Below are 17906 nucleotides of genomic sequence, written 5' to 3' on the forward strand. Positions count from 1 at the left end.
CCCTGCCAGGGAGCGATTTTTTTATTGGTTCATTTGTAGCGGTAACAGACGTTCGATAGTTTTCAGCACGCCATTTTCATCGTTTGATTTGGTCACAAACGCTGCCGCTGCCTTGACTTCCTCAAAGGCATTGCTCATGGCGAAACTAAACGTGCCAGCTGCCATCAACTCCAAATCGTTCAAGCCATCGCCGAAAACCATTGTCTCCTCGGGTGTGACGTGCAGCAATTCTTGCAAGTGTGCCACAGTCGTTCCTTTGTGGACGCCTTGATTGGTGATATCGATCCAAGCGGCTTCCGAAGCCACGATGTACGCTTCATTGGTAAATTCGCTTAACTGTTGGACATGCTCAAAACAACGTAGTTTGGGATCAAAAATAGTGAGCTTCACAAAATCTTCTGTGATAGTTTGATAATCCGCCACCGTTTTGACCACCCGATAAGAGCCACGCACTTTCTGCGCATCCGCTTCATTGGTTGTGTCAGCAATGTACGCCGCAGTCGGTGTACAAGCGATGATCACATGATCTTGCGCAATCGCAGCGAGCTTCGCAATGATCCGCCGCCCTAATTCGTTTGGCAGCAGCGATTCAAAGATGTACTCTCCTTGATGTTTGATGCGGGTCGCGCTATCCCCAAGAATCCAAACATCCGCTGCTGCTTCACCAAACAGTTCTTCCACTCGTTCACACTGTTTGCCGGTACACGCAGCAAAAGCAACACCCGCTTCTTTCATTTGTTGGCTGACTTGTTCATAATAAGGCCGATCAAAACTGCCTTGGCTGTTCAAAAATGTACCGTCTAAATCTGTGATGACTAATTTGATCATACGTTTCTCTTCCCCTCTACCTCGTGTCCTCTTCATTCCAAATCACTTAATTAACGTTATTAATTAAGTATACTTATTTTCAAGTTTTCCGTCAAGTCAGTCTTTTAAAAACTTTACATCGTTTCATCCCGTCGGTATACTTAATTAAATCACTTCATTAAGGAGAACATTTATGGCTTCTACCACCCATACCATTCGCCAGCAAAACAAACAGCTGGTTTTAAAAACTTTGTTTCAAAACGGGGCATTATTCGCCTCCGATTTAGTGAAGAAAACCGGCATCAGCATGGTCACCACTAACTCATTATTAAAAGAATTGTTAACAGAGGGGGAGATCACGAAAGGTCCGCTGGAGCAAAAAGAGCTAGGACGACCAGCAGTGACCTATCAGCTAAATCAAGACCGAGGTCATTCTCTTTTGCTTAGCTTTATCGATCACGATGGCTCCTTGGCTCTTTGGTCCATGCTGATCGATCGTAAGGGGAAGGTTTTGGCAAAACACGACCAGCCCTTTCCTGATGTTGCCCCTCACCGCTTTCAAGAATGTGTAACGAACGAGCTGGCATTATTTCCCTTTGTGGAACAGATCGCCCTCTTTTTACCAGGAAAAATCAGTAGAGGAACCGTGACTTCCAGCTGGTATGAAAAATTTAACGGTTGGCAGCTGGCAGCCCTCGTGGCAGAGGTCACTGCACTGCCCTTCTACTGTCAAAACGATGCCCATATTTTAACAATCGGCTATTGCATCGCCCAACAGATCTCCTTGCAGCAAACCATCGTTGGCATGTACAATCCCGAAAAAAGCATGCCCGGTATCACGCTCCTAGTCAATGGTGCGCTTTTAGAAGGAAAAGATGCCCTAGCGGGAGAGGCAAAATTTTTACCCGGCTACTTGGATCAAGGGGCACCGCAAGACCGCACGGCTTTGGTCCAGCGCCTGACAAGCTTACTGCCATTTTACAATGCAGCTTTTGCCCCCCACTGTATCATTTTAGCCAGCAGTGATGCAGTAAAAACCGATCTCTTAGACGCGATCCAAAAAAATCCATTGCTGCAGCAACAACCCAATCAGCCCGCTTTCCATTATATCGATGCTATCGAGGAAGCCATGGTGCTAGGCATGCACTGGCTGATTTTCCGCAAGACACCTTTTGACTTAGCCCGTTGATGACACAAAGACCATAGAATAATTGAGGTGGTGTGATATGAAAATAGCGATCATTGGTGCTGGTCCTCGTGGACTTTCACTTTCAGAACGGCTGATTGCTCATAGCAAACAAAACAAACAAGCCATCGACTTGCTGCTGTTTGATCCTTTTCTTCCTGGGGCAGTTTGGCGCACGGACCAATCGGCAGATTTGCTATTGAATTCTGTGACCAGCCAAGTCACCCTTTTCACGGATGACACATTAAGCACCGGCGGCCCCGTGGTCAAAGGACCTACCTTATACGAATGGGCAGTGACAGAAGGGAAACATTTCGCAGCCATCCATGCCCCTGAGCTCATTGCGAAATGCACAGCACTTGATTCACTTGATCCTAACGGGCATTGCTCGCGGGCGTTATATGGACTCTATCAACAGTGGTTTTATCAGCAGTTGTTAATAGAGCTACCTGAATCCATTACCGTCAACCATCTGTCAGATAGTGTCAGCTCTTTGATCCCTCTTTCCAAAAATCGCTACCAGTTGACGACGGCTCACCAAACATTCCTTGTTGATGCCGTCGTCTTAGCTACAGGCCATTCACAGGCCCAACTGTCATCAGGGGAACAACAATTGGCGGCTGCCGCAGAAAATAATGGCTGGTTTTATGCACCGCCAGCCAATGCGGCAGATACGGATCTAACGGCTGTGAAAGCCGGAGAACCTGTGATTTTACGGGGACTAGGACTTGCCTTTTACGATTACGTCACCCGCTTGACCAGTGGTCGGGGCGGAACCTTCGTCAAAGTCAATGAATCCCTCGTCTATCAACCTTCTGGTGAAGAACCGCAAATCATCGCCGGTTCTCGTCGGGGTGTCCCGTATCATCCTCGTGGCCGCAATCAAAAAACACCAACGCAGCAGCGAAAGCCCGTTTTTTTGACCCCTGAACGCCTAGCTGCTTGGCAAGCAGCCAAAACGGTTGCTGGCAAGACACTGCTCTTCTATTTAAAGAAAGAGGCAGAACTCGTCTATTATCAGACGCTGCTTTTAGAAAAACAGCGGCTTGACAAAGAGCAGCTTGACGCTTTTACCACCGCCTTTGTTGCCACGGAAGGATCTGAAGACTTGCTAAAAAAATGGCAGCTTCCTAAGAGGGAATGGTGGTCATGGCACCAACTAGCCGATCCCTTTGCTCAGAAAGAGCAGCAGTCCTTGCAAGACTTTTTCATTGCGCTATTACGTACCCAAATCCAAGATGCCGAAAAAGGCAATCTAGCGGGACCTATCAGCAGTGCCTTGGAAGTCTTCAAAGATCTGCGTGACCCGATTCGGTTTGTTCTCGATCATCAGCTAATGCCAGCAAAAGACCTGAAAACACTCTTTTGGCAGTCTTTCGTTCCCTTTAACAGCTTTTTATCGATCGGTCCGCCGGTTCAACGACTGCAGGAACTGGTCGCCTTGATGGAAGCCGGAGTGGTGACCTTACTAGGTCCTGACATGACTGTTGAGATTGAGGAGGCTTATTGTACGTATTCAAAGCGATTTCCCGACACACGCTATCACGCGACGCAACTAATTGAGGCCCGCATTCCATCGACAGCGATTCGTCGAACCAACAATTCCTTATTGCGGCAACTGCTAAACGATCGGATCATTCACCCGCACCGGTTGCCGATACCCAATGAGGTGCCTTTTGAGACGGGTGCTATCGCCATCGATCCTGAGACCAATCAGGTCCTTGGACCAGATGAACGCCCCTACACTGCCCTCTATTGTTTCGGGATTCCCACAGAAGGCATCCACTGGCTGACGGCTGCCACTGCTCAGCCAGGAACCGATGCTTGGAATTTACGGCAGGCGGACCAGATCGCCGCTGACCTCTTACACCACATCTTCTAGTCGCTTCTTTTCTATCAAACGCAAACTTCCGAGGAAACGCTTCGGAAGTTTTTTGTTTTTCTTTCGCAAATCCGCAGAAAGGATTTTTCTTTTTTTGAATATTCTTGAAATTTTCTTTAATTGTTACACGAAAATTGCGACAGTCCTAGAAAACCGTTACAATGGAAGAAACGAATGTAGGGAGGTTATCAGATGACCGCTGAATTACAAAAAATAGATGCCTTGATCGCAGAAGTGGAAAAAGTGATTTTAGGCAAACGAGATGTGATCCAATTTACCGTGGCTGCGCTGCTTGCTGGCGGACACGTTTTATTCGAAGATATCCCTGGTGTTGGGAAAACGATGTTGGTCAAATCGTTAGCCAAAGCCATTCAAAGTGACTACAAGCGGGTACAGTTTACCCCAGACCTTTTACCTAACGATGTGTTAGGTGTGTCGATTTTTAATTCCCAAAGCCACCAGTTCGAGTTTCGTCCCGGCCCGATCTTCACCTCCGTCCTCTTGGCAGATGAGATCAACCGAACCACACCAAGGACGCAAGCCTCGCTCTTAGAAGCCATGTCAGAAAATCATGTCACCATCGACAATCAAACGTACCCATTGAGTCCCCACTTTTTTGTGTTAGCTACCCAAAACCCAATCGAATATGAAGGAACGTATCCCTTGCCCGAAGCCCAATTGGATCGTTTTTTGTTCCGCCTGCATATCGGTTACCCAGATTTTCAAGATGAGCTCGCCCTCTTGACTGGAAAACGACAGCAAAGCTTGGATCAGATCCAAACCATTTTACATGCTGATGAAGTGACCGCTTTGAAAGCGATGGTGGACGACGTGTATGTCGATGAGCGGGTCGCCCGTTACGCATTGCAGCTGGTTCAAGCGAGCCGCCAGCATAATGCCATTGACCTTGGTATCAGTCCTCGTGGTGGGATCGCCTTCTTAAAAGGGGCAAAAGCGTTAGCGTTGACGGAAGGACGGACCTTTGTCACGCCGCAAGACTTGCAGCGAATTTTACCAGCAGTCTTCGGTCATCGTTTATTACTGAAAGGCGGCGTTCATGCTAGCGCGGAGACCCTTTCAGATTTGATGAAACAGATGATCCAACGGGTGCCTGTCCCTACGAGGAAATAGCGATGAAGAAAAAAAAGCTTGAACGCGTGCTGCGCCTCCTGTTGTTTAGCGCTGCCTATTTTTTGCTGCTGGCTTACTGTGTGATCTTTAATAATAATGCCGGTTGGAGCCTCTGGTTTTTACTGACTCTGTTATTGTTGCTTGACGCAGTATTCTTGCTGCCCTCCCTCAAGAAGGTCCAAATCGTTTTAGAAGAATCGATCCAAGCTGAAACACAGACAGCGATCACCTTACCGCTGCAAGTCTTCAAGTATCGCCCGACGCTGCTGCCGCTGGTCGATTTCACCTTGCAGTTTGACGATCGTTTCAAGAATAGTCATCACAGCGCCTTTTATCGAGGCAATCTGATTCGGCTCCATCTGCCTTGGACCCCAAAGGAGCGCGGCAGCTATGAAGAATTGCCCGTTCAATTGTACAGCCATGATCTCTTTGGCTTTTTTGAAAAAAGCTACGCTGCAGGTGCGAAACAATCGATTTTGATCCTACCGAAATTGAAGCTAGAAGCCGTTGCCCTATTGCCATTTTTTAAACAGCAAGTCCGCAGCCAAACCCATGGGGAACCCAATTTTTCTATTCGACAGTTCCGTCAATACCAGTTAGGGGATTCATTAAAAAATATCGATTGGAAATTATCCAGCAAACAACAGGAATTGATCTATCGCGAACGAGAATACGAAGAAGAACAAGACATCTTTCTGCTCTTTTGGGGAGAAGATCATCCTGCTTTTGAAGAGACCTTGACACTGTTTTATTCGATCCACCATTTCTCACAAAATCAACGACTTTTTCAGCCGCTCTTGATTGGTGACGGATTGACTTCTCCTTACCAAACGGATGCCGCTGCCTATGCCCAGATCCTTCCCTTCGAGAAAGTTCCTGAAGGGGTACCGCTCTTGACTGGCAGCCATCTTATCTTCATTACCCCGGTTTTCACCCCACAACTGGAAAACTACCTCAGTCAGTTGGAAGCAAAAAACAGCTGCCAAGTGTTTACCTACGCTGATTTAATGAGGCAGTTGAATGAACTTGAGGAGGTGGTAGGATGAGATTTATTAAGAAAGCACTGATTGGTCTTTTGACCTTTCTCAGTCTATCACTGGTGATCTTGCCGTTTATCGCAGTTTATGACCTTGGCAATCAGTTCACCCTGTTAACTTATGCCTTTAGTATCTGTTTGATTTTGACCGTCGTGCCGAAAGTCCGTTACAGTTTGCCTTTGCTGGCAGCCGCTTGGCTGATCGTCTTGTATCGGATCTTTCCTTATGGGACTGCCTTTTCTTTTGACTGGCTACTGCGTTTTTTGCTAGACCTGCACCGTGCCTTTCAAGAGATCCTCAGTGGTGAAGTCGGCTATATCACCGAACTGGCGGCGGTGACATTGATCGTTAGTTGGGTCTTGTTTTTAGCGATCTTACCGATTGCTTATCAACGCTTTTTCTTGATTTACGGTACCATGATCGGCTACTTGCTGACAGTCGTGATTTTTAATCAATTTGACTTGACGTGGCATTTGATTGGTATTTTTCTTTGCGCACTGGCTTCTTCCATGATCCAGCGCAGCACCTTTCGATCCAGTCAAACGATCGCCCCTTGGTTTGGTGTGATGCTATTGATTGGTGGCTTAGCCGTCACTGCTGTCTACTTGCCGCAAACGAGCGTGCGGGATCAGTTGGCAGCCCGTTCCACGCCTATACGGACAAATCTGAATCAGCTGGGTTTTTATCAATTTATTGAAGAACATGGCACCCCCACTGGTTCTCGCACGGGTTTCAGTGAAAATGATCGTCAATTAGGCGGACCACTACTTGATGATGCGACGATTTTATTTGAAGCGCAACAAGAAACCCCGCATTACTGGCGGGTGGAAAGCAAAGACTTTTATTCTGGTAAAGGCTGGATCAGTACGAGCCGCGAAGACGTTCGCTTGGAAGCAGACGATGTCACCATCGCTGACCAGAGCTATCAACAAACCTATCCTGAGAATGAACAAGTGCGGATCCAATTCCAAAACCATGGAGACTATGTGCCATTGCCCTATGGCCGCAGTAGGTTATCCCTTGAAAGCGGCGCGCGTGGCTTTCAAATCAGCGACGCTATTCAACGGGTCGATTTGATTGATTCACTACCAGACACGGCCTTGACCCTCGATTGGGACCATCCAGATTTTTCCGCAGAAAATCTTCAAAATCTGCCTTTGATCTATCCGGATTCTCCGATCGATTATATCCAATTACCCGATTCTTTGCCGCAGCGGGTACGAGATCTCGCCGCTGCGATCACCACTGACAGCAACAGTCTGTTTGACCGAGTCACCGCAATTGAAAGCTATTTGAAAGATCCGCTCGTATTCCGCTATTCCAAGACCGATGCCGTCGTGCCTGCAGAAGAGCAAGATTACGTTGATCAATTTTTATTTGAATCACAAGTCGGCTACTGCGACAATTTTTCCACGGCAATGGTCGTGCTACTACGGAGTTTAGAGATCCCTGCTCGCTGGGCTAAAGGCTTTTCTCCTGGATCCCCCGTGACAGAAAACGGCATCACTACTTATACTGTCCGTAACTTGAATGCCCACTCATGGGTGGAAGTCTACTTTGACGGATACGGTTGGGTGCCTTTTGAACCGACACCTAGTTTCCAAAATCCAGATCGTCCCGTGTTGACCGAAGAATCTACTAGCTCAGAAGAAACACCGACCGCTAGCAGCGAGACAACACCAACGAGCAGCACGGAAACAGAAAGTAGTGAAACCACGACCAGCAGTTCTGCAACAGCCTCGGTTACCAATGATGTTTGGTTGACTGAGGAGCTGAAACAAACGCTGCGCAATGGCTTCTTTGGAGGCTTAGCTCTCCTAGGACTTGGCCTGCTTTTCTATTTCCGCCATTCGTTTTTCCGTATTCGTTTATGGTTGATCTGCCGCTTTAACAAACAGCCGCTAGTTGCTGCCTATCCTTTGTTTTTAAGGCAAACGACGAAAGTTTTGTACCGTAACGAGGCGGAGCCGTTGATCGATTATGCCCAACGACTCGAAGCATTCTATCCACTGTTTCATGGTGATTTTATCCGCTTGACGCAGCAATACGAAGCCTACCTTTACAGTCAAGAACAGCCGGCTGGCCAAGAAGCCTTCTTGAAGCAAGTCGCTGCCCAAATCAGTCAGCTGAAAAAAATCAACTAAGCGGTGAGGAGAAACGACAAAAAAACGTATCGATCAAAGGATCGATACGTTTTTTGCTCTAGGCGTTTCCTTGACGTTTTTGAACGGCAATAATAATCAGCTTTGTGATTTCCATCAAAACAACTGCCACAGCAGCCATTGCGATACATAGACCGACATGTCCTAAAGTGAAGGTTGCTGGAATCGCAAAGACTTCACGGATGCCAGGAATCAAGGTAATGCTGTATAGTCCACCACAAACGACGATCGCCAACCACACCATTTTATTGGCAAAAAGGCCAGCTTGCCAAGCAGTCTCGGTATTTGAGCGTGCTGGCAATGTTTGCAATGTCCGGCTCCAGATAAGTGTTGAGAAGGCCATCGCTACACCTAACTCAGGTGATTGGCTCATCCCTAACCATTGTGCCAAAATCACGACAGCGGCAATCAAAATACCGCGATACGTTACTGAGATCAAAGTTTTTCCAGTGAAGATACCTGCATTTGGATCTCTAGGCTGACGTTGCATGATGGTTGGTTCGGCTTTTTCCATTCCCAGAGCAATTGCTGGTAATGAGTCGTTGACTAAGTTGATAAAGAGTAGCTGCAAGGCAGTAAATGGATTGTCCCAACCCATCACTAAGGCAAAGACGATCGCAATGATCGCACCTAGGTTTCCAGCAAACAAATACGAAATGGCTTTTTTGATGTTGTCAAAGACGTTTCGGCCAACTTCTACGGCACGAATGATCGAGGCAAAGTTATCATCCGTCAAGACCATCGCCGCTGCATCTTTGGCAACGTCCGTTCCGGTTCCCATTGCGATCCCGATATCCGCTTGTTTCAAGGCGGGGGCATCATTGACCCCATCTCCGGTCATGGCAGAGATCTTGCCTTTGTCTTGCCAAGCCCGCACGATACGGATTTTGTTTTCCGGCGAAACACGAGCATAAACCGTGATTTTGTCTAATTGATCCGCTAGTTCGGTTTCAGAAAGAGCATCCAATTCCGTACCAGTCAAGGCTAAGTCGCCCTCAGCTGAAATACCGATCTCTTGTGCGATCGCCACGGCTGTCGTTTTGTGGTCCCCTGTGATCATAACTGTTTTGATACCGGCAGATTTGGCATCTGCTACGGCTTGTTTGACTTCTTTACGAGGAGGATCGATCATTGCCATCAAACCAACCAAAATCAGCTCGTTTTCATCCTCAAGTGTCAATTCTCGTGATTGGATATCGGTCAATGGACGGTAAGCAAACGCCAAGACCCGTAATGCCCGTTTTGAGAATTCTTCGTTTTGATGCTGCAATTTATTTCTGATTTCATCTGTTAAAGGAACGACTTGATCATCGATCAAGACTTTGGTACTGCGGCCAAAGACGATGTCTGGACCACCTTTGGTCAACAACAAATGTTCGCCATCGATCTCATGTAAGGTGGACATCAATTTACGATCAGAATCGAAAGGCAATTCTTGCAAACGAGGAAACTGTTGACGAATCGCCCGATATGGCTGATTTAGTTTCTCACTGTAATCCAGAAAAGCAATTTCAGTAGGGTCTCCTAGCTTCGCCCCATCTTCACTGATGGCAGCATCATTGGCCAAGACACTGATCTCTACTAAGCGTTTTTCAGGCAATGTCCAGGTAGTTGGCTCATCGGGGAACGTGCCCGTTTGCCCATTTGGTAAATAGTAGTCAACAACGGTCATTTTGTTTTGGGTCAAGGTCCCTGTCTTATCTGTACAAACGATACTCGTTGAACCCAATGTTTCAACCGCCGGTAGTTTTCGAATGATGGCATGACGCTTCGCCATTTGTTTTGTTCCGATCGAAAGGACGATCGTCACGATCGATTGCAATGCTTCTGGAATCGCTGCTACGGCTACGGCTACCGCAAACATAAAGGCGTTGACTAAGTCTTCCGTCATATCACCTGTTCCGTCACCTAAGAACAACCGTGCTACTTGAACCCCTAAAATAATCAATGAAAGGACCAAGATCGCCAAGCTCAGTTTTTTACTGAAGCTGTCCAATCCTCGTTGCAATGGCGTTTTGTGTTCAACCGTACTTTCCAATAAGCCAGCCACTTGACCGATTTCCGTCACATTACCAGTCGCGGTTACGATAAACCGACCACGCCCATAAGTGACGATCGTTCCACTGAAGACCATGTTGTCACGGTCGCCGATCGGTGCGGTACGATCGATCACACCTAATTCTTTTTCCGCTGGCGTTGATTCCCCAGTCAGCATTCCTTCATCGACCTTCAAAGAACCCTCTTCAATCAATCGACCATCTGCTGGTACATAGTCCCCAGCTTCTAAAATAACGATATCGCCGACAACCAATTCTTTCGCCAGCACACTTTGTTCTTTGCCATCCCGAATGACGTTAGCATCTGGTGCTGACAAGCTTTTCAAAGCGTCTAACGATCCTTCGGCTTTTTTCGTTTGTATCACACTGACGACGGAATTCAACAAGAGTACTGCGAAGATAACGATGGACTCAACGTGTGCACCCATAACCATTTGGATGATTGCCACAATCAACAAGACGATCACCATCGCATCTTTGAAGGTATCTAAGAATAAGGCAAAGCTTGATTTCTTAGGTGCTTCCTTCAGCTGGTTCAGGCCATTTTCTAACCGCTTGGCTGCCTCTTGCTGCGTCAACCCCTCTGGACTGCTCTGGACCTCTGCCATAATTTCCGAGATTTCTTTTTGATACATTTCTTTCGCCAATTTTTTTGCCCCTTTTAATTTTATTTTCCTTAGGCACTCTGCTAGAAAAAAAGAGACCTAAGACAAGTATACGCTTGTCTTAGGTCTCACCATTTCAAATAATACCAGAAAGCTGTCGCCAGCTTACTTACTGTTGATATTATCGCAGCTTGCGCCACCGGTTACTCCCCTAAGGAATAATAATAAGAATGTATCATTATCATAACGGAAACTGTTGTGCTTGGCAACTATAAAACATCAATTTGAAAATTTTTTGAAAACATTCTTTTTGTTCCCATTCCTTTTTTTCTGTTACACTAAAGAAAAAAGAAATTTGTACGTTACAGGAGGAAAAACGATGGATCTTTTTGATACTTTTACCCGCCACAGCTCTGTCAGAGATTTTCAACCCCGGCCACTATCAAAGGAACTCAAGCAAAAATTAGTGACGGTTGCCCAAAGTGGTTCCAGTTCGAACTTTGTTCAAGCTTATTCGATCATTGAGGTCAGTGATCCTGAAAAACTGGCTGCTATCGAAAAAATTGCCGGTGCCCCAAATTACATCACTCGAACGGGGGTCTTCTATCTTTTTGTCGCCGACTTACATAAGCATCAGCAGCTGCTGACCCAAGCAGGGTTGCCGGATACCCACTTAACCACGATGGAACCGTTTATTGTGTCTGTCGTTGATACGACGATCGCTGCCCAAAATATGGTAGCATATGCTGAAGCACAAGACTTAGGAATTTGCTACATCGGCGGCATCCGCAATGATTTGCCTCGTATCGCAGAACTTGTCGGCTTACCAAAATTGACGTTTCCGTTATTCGGCTTGACGATCGGTTATCCGCAACATAGAAATGAGCCGAAAGTCCGCTTGCCTCAAGAAGCGATCGTAAGTGTCGATCAGTATCAACCGCTGACGCAGGAGCAAACAGCCCAGTACAACCAAACGACGGAAGCCTATTATGCACAGCGCAGCAGCAATCAACAGCAAACCAATTGGCAAACGAAAATGACGGAATTTTTCCGTGAACCGCGACGTCCAGATGTCGCTGCCTTTATGAAGCAACAAGGCTTCTCAGACCACTTCGGCGAATGAGGACACTAATCACCACGGGAAAATAAAAAACGATCTTTGGCAAGGAATCTTGTCAGGATCGTTTTTTTGCTTGGTGTAAAAAATCAGGTTCAGGCTGCTCTTGTATCTTTGTCGCGCTAATTAACGTGCGGCTTCTTGTGCGGCTTCGTTGACGGCAACTGCCTGCTCACATTTTTCCATTAATGCTACTAACGCTTTATCTAACACTGCTTCATTTTCGGAGGTTCGCTGACTGATTTGCGTCATAGGCTGCGCCGCAAGATCCAGCAAATAGGTAGGGATTGCTTCTTTTTCAGCAAAAGTGCCCTTGATCAGCGGCTGGTAGACAGACTCGCCACAGGGTCCGGTTTTGATAAAGGCTAGTTCGAACTGCGCCTTCCCTGACAAGCGCAACCGATAGACCCCTTCATTGGTCAGCAGTTTTTCATCGGTAAAGCGTGCCTGTAATCGTGCAAAGCGTTCATAATCCATGGTATCTGCTCCTTTTTGATTCCTTCTTTTCTCTAGTGTAGCAAATTTCTTGTTAGCAAAACATCTTTTTCATAGAGAACGCATCCCCTTTTTCCTCGTCTGGCGATTTTCCACTTTACAAGCAGAACAAATGTTCGTATAATTCAAGTGAGGTGAATGCGTATGCCAGCTGCAAAAATTGCTTATGCAAAACAAGAAACCTATGCATTTGAAAAACACTATTATGAATTGGTAAACTTTCCCACACCAGTGGCGCTTTTGTTTGATGAATTCGCACTGACGATGGAGCGCAATCAAAAATCATATATTGCGATCCCCGCGCGCTATTCCGTCTTAAAGGTTCCGCTCGTCTTTGTTTTTCGACTAGAGACTAAGGATGCGCCTGTTTATTATTATGAGCACGTACTTGCTGAAAATAAGATTATTCGCCGCTACAACCCCGAGCGTAACTATTTGCCCGGCGGAAGATAGACCAATGGTCCCCACCCCCGTTTACTGTACCAAGCGGCTGCTCTCTCCTCATGAAAATCACTGAGCAGCAGTTCGAATGTTTGTCATCAAAACAAAACCCCTCTATACTAAAAAGAAAGGGGTTTTTCACAATGACGAAAAAACCGCCGCAAACGTCTGAAGAAAAAGAAGCCGCTTCTAACAATATGGGATTGGGGATCGGTGTCGGAATGGCCTTAGGTGCTGCATTTGGGATGCTGTTTTTTGACAACCTGGCATTAGGCATGGGTTTAGGCATCGCACTAGGTGTAGCGATCGGTGCCGGCATGGATCAAAAAAGCAACAAAGACAAGAAATAGCTGAATCAAAGAGCTGTGTTTATCTGTCACAGCTTGCTGCCGAGTAAATACCCAAAAAGCCTAGGTTCTGCACTTGTTGTACAGGACCTAGGCTTTTTTGCTACTTCGAGCAATATTCTCGAAAGCAGCTGCTTCACAGTTGGTTACAGCAGATTTCTTTTCGCCATTTCCGCGCGATACAGTTCATAGACCGCATCACTTTGCTTTGCATGGCTGCGGTAAAAGAGCCCATAAGAGAAAATCGCTTGGAAATTGCTTCCTTGATTTGCTCGTGCTACAGCGTGGTACAAATTCGCCAATTGCTGATCAGACATCTTCCCGCTTTTGATTCGTTTGGCAACTGCTTTTTGGGAAAGGGTAAATAAAACCGTCGTAAATATTTGATAAACCACCCAAATCGCCAGAATAACCAAAATAAATTTCACCAAATCAGGCATCACTTTTCAACTCCTTACAAAAAGTAAATCATTCGGATGATTTGATGTCAATAATAAAATAACCCAACGAAAATAAAATATTTATTTTCTAAAGTAATAAAATAACAGTACGACAATGATTAAAACGGCTCTATAATTTATGGGACTGATGAATCAGAATTGATTCTTCAGCCCCATTTTCATTTTAGGTATTAAAAAACATATCGTTCTCTAGTATGATTAAATCACCACAAAATAAACAACTGAGAGGACGATATGCTATATGAATGATTCTATCAAAAAAATGCTGAGAATAATAGAGAAAGATTTGATGATTACAGAGGTCTCTTACGAGACCCTTCAGAAGAAAAAGACGTTGGTCGTCGATGCTGTTCTCTCGCCTACTCCTCGTGCTTGTAGAAGTTGTGGTTCTACTGTGGTAGATGGAAGCGGGAAAGCAATTATAGTGAAAAATGGAAAAAAGGAAACGATTGTCCGTTTTGAACAATACAATCAGATGCCTTTGGTTATGCGCCTAAAAAAGCAACGCTATACCTGTAAAAACTGTCGCACCCATTGGACGGCTCAAAGTTATTTTGTCCAACCCAGACATTCAATCGCAAATCATGTTAGATATAAAATTGCTTCTTTACTGACTGAAAAAGTATCTTTATCTTTTATTGCGAAAAGCTGTCAGGTATCTTTGACCACCGTTATTCGTACGTTGAAAGAGTTTAAAAGCTATTTGCCAAAGCAATCTAAGAAGATTCTCCCCAGAGTATTGATGGTTGATGAATTTCGTTCGCACGCTTCCATAGAAGATAAAATGAGCTTTATTTGTGCAGATGGCGAAACAGGAAAATTAATTGATGTTTTGCCTACGCGTAAATTACCCCGATTAACAAGCTATTTCTTAGGGTGTACCAATCCAGAAGAAGTAGAATTCTTGGTTACAGACATGAACGCTGCCTACTTCCAGCTCACCAAACGTGTTCTGCCAAATGCGAAAATAGTGATTGATCGGTTTCATATTGTCAAACACATGAATCAAGCGTTCAATGAGTTGCGTATCCGTGAAATGAATGAACTTCGTAAAGCAGGACAGAAAAGCCAGGCAGAAAAACTGAAAAAGAACTGGCGCTTTTTGCTAAAAAATCGTGCAAGCATCAACCATTATGAGTACAAAACATGGAAAAGTTTCCGAGCACCAAAATACCCATTTCTCACTGAAGCAATGATGATTGATCGATTGCTTGAGTTTTCTGCGCCCCTAAAGGAGGCGTATCCCTTTTTTCATGAATTAGTCGAAGCCTTTCGAGACAAAGACCCTGACTTATTTTTCTCCTTATTGGCAGAACTTCCTGAAACGTTAGATGACGGCTTTCGGGAGAAGCTTCAAAACCTTCTCACCTATGAAGAAGGTATCACCAACGCAATGATCTATCCTTATTCCAATGGAAAAATTGAAGCGAAGAATACCCACATAAAGACAATGAAACGAGTATCCTACGGATTTAAATCATTCGAGAACATGAGAATTAGAATCTTTTTGATCAATCAATTAATCAATGTAAGATAACAAAAAATCTGAGCCAGAATGTGGTTCATTCTGACCCAGATTTGATTTTACGCAACTCATCAGTCCTTATTGACAAAGAGCCATTAAAACAATCAGTCGTACTGCTATTCCTTTATTGCCTCTATTCATCTAAGTATCAATAAATCGACTCCGCTAAAAAAGAATAGACGGTATCAATGTCTCTTTATTTCGCCAAACGGTAGATAGCATCTGCATAGATCACCGCTGCGTTGAATAGGTCATCCAAGCTCATGAATTCATTGGCTTGGTGCATGGTGTCAACATAGCCTGGGAACATTGCGCCATAGGCAACGCCGCGTTTCAATAGACGGCCGTATGTGCCACCGCCGATGATTTGTTCAAAGCCTTTTTCGCCGGTATGTTCTTCATAAACCGCCAATAAAGTTTCTACCAATGGATCATCTGCTGGCACGTAGTGAGGTTCCATGTTGCGGTCATTGCGAGTAACGGTGGCCCCTTCCATACCGACGGTGCGTTCCACACCGATTTCAAGTCCTTCCGCAGTTACACCTTTAGGATAACGGAAGTTCAAGGCGATAAAGTTGTCTGCTTGCGTTCCTGCTTGGTTCGCTTTAAAAGCAAACAAGCCAGCATTCATAGTTAATTTACCCATTTTTTCGTCTTCGTACGCCACACCTAATTTTTCACCGTAGAAATCTTCATGGACATAGGCTGCTGCTGCATGGATGAATTGTTTTGCGCCGCCGCCAAAGGCATAGTTATCTAAGAAGACAGCTAAGAAGGTTCCCGCATTGATTCCTGATTGTGGGCTGGCACCATGGGCACCTTTACCGACTAATTCGATCGTCACTTGTTCATTTTCTGTTTCAATTGTGCCCGTCACTGGATTGGCTTCAACGTAATCGAAAAAGGCTTTTTCGATCGCTAATGCTTCTTCTGTTGATGGAGCAATGAAGCTTGCCGTTGCCGTTCCTGGTACCATATTTTCTCGCAAGCCAGCAGTGAAACTTTGTAGCGTGAAGTCTCCTTCATTGTTGCCTTGGAAATGGATCCCTAATGTCACATTTCCTTTTTCTCCATTGATGATTGGGAAATTGGCATCTGGCGAGAAGCCAAAATCAGGCTTTTCTTCATGCTCAAAGTAGTAATCCATATCTGCCCAGCCGCTTTCTTCATCAGAACCAACGACAAAACGGATTTTTTTCGATAATGGCAAGCCCAATTCTTTAATGATTTTCATCCCATAATAGGCGGCCATTGAAGGACCTTTATCATCAGAAGAACCACGAGCATAGATTTTGTTGTCATTGATGACTGGATCATAAGGATCGGTTGACCAGCCGTCACCTGCAGGAACAACATCCATGTGACCGAAGATCCCTAATGTTTCGTCTCCTTCACCAAATTCGATGTGACCAGCGTAATTATCGACGTTTTTGACTGTGAAGCCATCACGTTCGCCATAAGCTAGCATGTGTAGCAACGCATCACGAGGTCCAGGACCAAATGGCGCGTCCGCAGTCACTTTATCATCTTCTCTTTCACTTTTCACTTTCAATAGATCAATCAAGTCGTTCAGCAAATCGTCTTTGCGGGCTTCGACCTCTTTTTTCCAATCGATTGTCATAGTGTTCCCTCCATTTCTGTTCTCGCTATTTATGATAACACTCTTAAACCAAAAAAGGAAAAAAAATTGCGCCTTTTTCCATGGGTCTTTTCTATGAAATTTCTAGGAAACAGGTATAATAAATATAACTCGATTTTGATTAACGAATGGAGTCATTGCATGGAGCAACTTGATTCTGCGATTTTATCCAAAGTGATCCAACAGCGCCCGACAAAAAGCCACAAAGGTACCTTTGGCCGGGCCGTTTTAGTAGGGGGCAACCGCCAATTCGGTGGGGCGATCTTAATGGCGGCGCAAGCCTGTGTATATGGGGGAACTGGTTTGACCACTGTGATCTCCGATGGCGTCAACCGAACCGCCCTGCACGCCCGCTTGCCTGAAGCGATGTTTGTCGATTGGCAGCAAACAGAACTGATCGATACGGTCACCGAATCGGCGGACGTCCTACTGATTGGTCCCGGATTAGGAGAAGGAAAAAGCAATTTTGATCTGCTGCAGCGGATCGTTTCTGCCCAAAAAGAACACCAATGGTTGGTGATCGATGGTTCGGCGATCAATTTGGCTGCCAAATATCCGCTGATCATCCCCTTTCCTGAACAAGTCGTCTTCACGCCGCATCAGATGGAATGGCAACGGCTCAGCGGACTGGCAATTGCCGACCAGACCGAAGAAAACAATCAGCAAGCCCAACAAAAACTCGGAAGTCTGGTGGTCTTAAAAAGCCATCGCACGCAAATTTACGGTAGCAGCATCGCCCAAAATCCCCTAGGAACACCCGCAATGGCGACCGGCGGCATGGGGGATACACTGGCAGGCATGATCACCAGCTTTTTGGCACAGTTTGAAAAAACAGAGGAAACGATCCAAGCGGCTGTCTATCTCCATAGCCTGATTGGCGAAGACTTGGCAAAAGAGCACTATGTCGTGTTGCCGACACAAATCAGTGCCGCATTGCCTCAATGGATGAAAAAGCACCAAGCATCTGATCCCGAATGATTTCTTATAAACCATTCACCAAAAAAACGTCCCTTT

15 protein-coding genes are annotated in these 17906 nt (G+C 45.6%); 10 read left to right on the forward strand and 5 right to left on the reverse strand.

Annotated features, from left to right (window positions below; genetic code table 11):
- Nucleotides 1–21: 21 nt before the first annotated feature.
- On the reverse strand, nucleotides 22–828 hold the full coding sequence (locus IGJ42_RS11155; RefSeq protein ID WP_034872313.1) for a Cof-type HAD-IIB family hydrolase: 807 nt from the start codon (nucleotides 826–828) through the stop codon (nucleotides 22–24).
- A 172-nt stretch (nucleotides 829–1000) separates the two neighbouring features.
- Between IGJ42_RS11155 and IGJ42_RS11160 the strand changes: the two genes are divergently transcribed.
- The 5 genes from IGJ42_RS11160 (at nucleotide 1001) to IGJ42_RS11180 (ending at nucleotide 8187) form a co-directional block, all read left to right on the forward strand.
- Nucleotides 1001–1996, forward strand: coding sequence for an ROK family protein (locus IGJ42_RS11160; protein WP_005234738.1), 996 nt, complete (start codon nucleotides 1001–1003; stop codon nucleotides 1994–1996).
- Nucleotides 1997–2033: 37 nt separating this feature from the next.
- The gene (locus IGJ42_RS11165; RefSeq protein ID WP_430615418.1) at nucleotides 2034–3875 is read left to right on the forward strand and encodes an FAD/NAD(P)-binding protein; all 1842 of its coding nucleotides are present in this window, start codon (nucleotides 2034–2036) and stop codon (nucleotides 3873–3875) included.
- Nucleotides 3876–4067: 192 nt separating this feature from the next.
- Nucleotides 4068–5006 carry an AAA family ATPase gene (locus IGJ42_RS11170; RefSeq protein ID WP_005234736.1) on the forward strand — a complete coding sequence of 313 codons (939 nt, stop codon included), beginning with the start codon at nucleotides 4068–4070 and terminating at the stop codon, nucleotides 5004–5006.
- A gap of 2 nt (nucleotides 5007–5008) precedes the next feature.
- Nucleotides 5009–6052 (forward strand): DUF58 domain-containing protein, encoded by a 1044-nt coding sequence (locus IGJ42_RS11175; protein WP_005234735.1) that lies wholly within the window; start codon nucleotides 5009–5011, stop codon nucleotides 6050–6052.
- A complete protein-coding gene (locus IGJ42_RS11180; RefSeq protein ID WP_430615421.1) occupies nucleotides 6049–8187 on the forward strand; it encodes a transglutaminase-like domain-containing protein in 2139 nt (712 codons plus the stop codon). The genes IGJ42_RS11175 and IGJ42_RS11180 overlap by 4 nt, the downstream gene beginning before the upstream one ends.
- A 58-nt stretch (nucleotides 8188–8245) precedes the next feature.
- Here IGJ42_RS11180 and IGJ42_RS11185 read toward each other — a convergent pair whose 3' ends face one another.
- Nucleotides 8246–10897, reverse strand: coding sequence for a cation-translocating P-type ATPase (locus IGJ42_RS11185; protein WP_086299275.1), 2652 nt, complete (start codon nucleotides 10895–10897; stop codon nucleotides 8246–8248).
- Between the two features lie 349 nt (nucleotides 10898–11246).
- Here IGJ42_RS11185 and IGJ42_RS11190 point away from each other — a divergent pair, with 349 nt between their 5' ends.
- The gene (locus tag IGJ42_RS11190; protein ID WP_008378980.1) at nucleotides 11247–11990 is read left to right on the forward strand and encodes an NADPH-dependent oxidoreductase; all 744 of its coding nucleotides are present in this window, start codon (nucleotides 11247–11249) and stop codon (nucleotides 11988–11990) included.
- A gap of 120 nt (nucleotides 11991–12110) precedes the next feature.
- On the opposite strand, the gene IGJ42_RS11195 is transcribed toward IGJ42_RS11190, so the two are convergent.
- Nucleotides 12111–12461: a hypothetical protein gene (locus IGJ42_RS11195; RefSeq protein WP_429960607.1), complete on the reverse strand. Its 351-nt coding sequence runs from the start codon at nucleotides 12459–12461 to the stop codon at nucleotides 12111–12113.
- Nucleotides 12462–12623: 162 nt separating this feature from the next.
- Between IGJ42_RS11195 and IGJ42_RS11200 the strand changes: the two genes are divergently transcribed.
- The gene (locus IGJ42_RS11200) at nucleotides 12624–12932 is read left to right on the forward strand and encodes a DUF5960 family protein (protein WP_008378984.1); all 309 of its coding nucleotides are present in this window, start codon (nucleotides 12624–12626) and stop codon (nucleotides 12930–12932) included.
- A 131-nt stretch (nucleotides 12933–13063) separates the two neighbouring features.
- A complete protein-coding gene (locus IGJ42_RS11205) occupies nucleotides 13064–13270 on the forward strand; it encodes a hypothetical protein (protein WP_008378986.1) in 207 nt (68 codons plus the stop codon).
- 143 nt (nucleotides 13271–13413) lie between these two features.
- Here the strand turns inward: IGJ42_RS11205 and IGJ42_RS11210 are convergent, their stop codons facing one another.
- Complete coding sequence (locus IGJ42_RS11210) at nucleotides 13414–13707, reverse strand: hypothetical protein (protein WP_016613595.1); 294 nt, start codon at nucleotides 13705–13707, stop codon at nucleotides 13414–13416.
- Nucleotides 13708–13969: 262 nt separating this feature from the next.
- Here IGJ42_RS11210 and IGJ42_RS11215 point away from each other — a divergent pair, with 262 nt between their 5' ends.
- Nucleotides 13970–15265, forward strand: coding sequence for an ISL3-like element ISEfa11 family transposase (locus IGJ42_RS11215; protein ID WP_422705353.1), 1296 nt, complete (start codon nucleotides 13970–13972; stop codon nucleotides 15263–15265).
- A 184-nt stretch (nucleotides 15266–15449) separates the two neighbouring features.
- Here the strand turns inward: IGJ42_RS11215 and pepV are convergent, their stop codons facing one another.
- Nucleotides 15450–16874: a dipeptidase PepV gene (gene pepV, locus IGJ42_RS11220; protein ID WP_008378990.1), complete on the reverse strand. Its 1425-nt coding sequence runs from the start codon at nucleotides 16872–16874 to the stop codon at nucleotides 15450–15452.
- Nucleotides 16875–17033: 159 nt separating this feature from the next.
- Between pepV and IGJ42_RS11225 the strand changes: the two genes are divergently transcribed.
- Nucleotides 17034–17870, forward strand: coding sequence for an NAD(P)H-hydrate dehydratase (locus IGJ42_RS11225; protein ID WP_008378992.1), 837 nt, complete (start codon nucleotides 17034–17036; stop codon nucleotides 17868–17870).
- Nucleotides 17871–17906: the final 36 nt, after the last annotated feature.

This window comes from Enterococcus sp. DIV1067f, assembly GCF_050543505.1.
Taxonomy (GTDB): Bacteria; Bacillota; Bacilli; order Lactobacillales; family Enterococcaceae; genus Enterococcus_D; species Enterococcus_D entomosocium.